General features: G+C 68.2%; 1 protein-coding gene. It reads right to left on the bottom strand.

Annotation, left to right across the window (positions count from 1 at the left end):
- Positions 1 to 53 precede the first annotated feature (53 nt).
- Entirely contained in the window at positions 54 to 2,114 is a 2,061-nt protein-coding gene (locus ALA01S_RS30845) for an NADH:flavin oxidoreductase (protein WP_066343572.1), read from the bottom strand.
- Between the last annotated feature and the right edge of the window lie 16 nt (positions 2,115 to 2,130).

Here is a 2,130-nt window from a genome sequence, read left to right on the forward strand (position 1 = left end):
CCCGCTTTCGCGGGTGTGACGAGACTTCCATTGCCTGCGATTGCGAACCGACGTCAGAAGTCCTTGGCCAGGCGCAGCGCGTCGTAGATGGCGCCGTGGATGTTGTGCATCGACACGCCGTTGCCGATGCGGAACAGGGCGAACTTGCCGGCACCCAGCGGTTGCGAGAGCACCGGCTGGGGCTGCGAGGCGTACAGCGCGTCGATGTCGGTCTGGCCGTGGTTGAGCGAGCGCTCCTTGAGCTGCCAGTACAGCGACTCGTTGGGGCGTATGCCGTTCTCCACCACCACCTGGTCCACCACGCGCTCCTCCTGCACGTCGGTGTACTCGTTGCGCAGCACGGCGATGAGCTTGTCGCCTTCGCGGTACACCTTGTCCAGCCAGTGGTTGGGCGTGAGGATGACGCCCTGCGCGTACATGCGCCGGTAGAAGATGGGGAAGGTGGTGCCGCCCGTGTCGTCGGCGATCTTCACGTCCGGCGTGACCATCTCCACGAGGTGGCCGCGCGTGGAGATGAAGTCCGCCACGCCGGAGCCCGCGTGCGTGCTGATGCCGTCATAGACCAGCACGTTGCCCTTGGGCTCGACGCGGCCGCTGAGGATGTCCCAGCCCGAGACGGCCAGGCCCTCGGCCACGCCCCACTCCGGATTCTGGTCGGTGTGCGGGATGCCGCCGGTGGCCAGCACCACGATGTCCGGGCGCTCGTCCATGATCGCGGCCACGTCGGCCTCGGTGTTCATGCGCCGCTCCACGCCCAGCCGCGTGGTCTCCAGGTCGAACCAGCGGATGATGCCCGCCATCTGCTCGCGCTTGGGCGCCTTGGCCGCCAGGTTGACCTGGCCGCCCACCTGGGCCTGCTTCTCGAACAGCACCACGTCGTGGCCGCGCTCGCGGGCCACGCGGGCGGCTTCCAGGCCCGCGGGGCCGGCGCCCACCACCACCACCTTGCGCTTGGGGCCGGTGGTCTTGGCGATGACGTGCGGCATGGTGCGCTCGCGGCTGGTGGCGGCGTTTTGCACACACAGCACGTCCAGGCCGTTGTACTGGCGGTCGATGCAGTAGTTGGCGCCCACGCACTGCTTGATCTGGTCCTCGCGGCCGTCGCGGATCTTGATGACCATGTGCGGGTCGGCGATCTGCGCCCGCGTCATGCCCACCATGTCCACCATGCCCGCGGCCAGCAGCCGCTCGGCCTGCTGCGCGTCGCGGATGCTTTGCGCGTGCATCACCGGGATCTTCACCACGCTCTTGATGCCCGCGGCCAGGTGCACGAAGGGCTCCGGCGGCAGCGCCATGGGCGGCATGCAGTTCGCAAGCGTGTTGTGCGTGTCGGCGCCCGAGCCCACCACGCTCAGGTAGTCGATCAGCCCCGTCTCGCTCATGGCCTGGGCGATCTCCTTGAGCGTCTCGTGGTCCAGCCCGTCCTCGTGGAATTCGTCGCCGCACATGCGCAGGCCCACGCAGAAGTCGCGGCCCACCTCCTCGCGCACGGCAGTGAGCACCTCGATGCCGAAGCGCATGCGGTTGGCCAGCGAGCCGCCGTACTCGTCCGTGCGGAAGTTGCTGCGCGGGCTCCAGAACTGGTCGATGAGGTGCTGGTGGGCCGCGGAGATCTCGATGCCGTCCATGCCCGAGGCCTTCACGCGGCGCGCGGCCTTGGTGAAGTCCTTGACGATGCGGCGGATCTCCTCGATCTCTATCGTCTTGGCGTTGCCGCGGTGCACGGGCTCGCGCACGCCCGAGGGGCTCACCAGGTGCGGCCAGTCAAAGCCGTGCCAGGCGTTGCGCCGGCCCATGTGCGTGGCCTGGATCATGATCTTGGCGCCATGCTTGTGCATGGTCTCGGCCAGCTTGGAGAGCCCCTCCATCGTCTCGTCGCGCGAGAGGTTGACGGAGCTCCACCAGTCGCTGGGGCTGTCCTTGGCCACGGGGCTGGAGCCGCCGCAGATGGCCAGGCCCACGCCGCCGCGGGCCTTCTCCTCGTAGTAGCGGATGTAGCGTTCCCCGGGCATGCCGTTGTCGGCATAGACCTCCGCGTGGGCCGTGCTCACGATCCGGTTGCGGATCTTCAGCTGGTTGAGCTGAATGGGTTCGAAGAGGTGCGGGTAGCGCATGTCGGTACGGCGGTGT

It is taken from the genome of Azohydromonas lata NBRC 102462, from assembly GCF_001571085.1.
GTDB classification, from domain to species: domain Bacteria; phylum Pseudomonadota; class Gammaproteobacteria; order Burkholderiales; family Burkholderiaceae_C; genus Azohydromonas; species Azohydromonas lata.

Coding starts and splice junctions, on each gene's coding strand:
- ALA01S_RS30845 (WP_066343572.1), bottom strand. CDS start 2,114: ATGCGCTACCCGCACCTCTTCGAACCCATTCAGCTCAACCAGCTGAAG.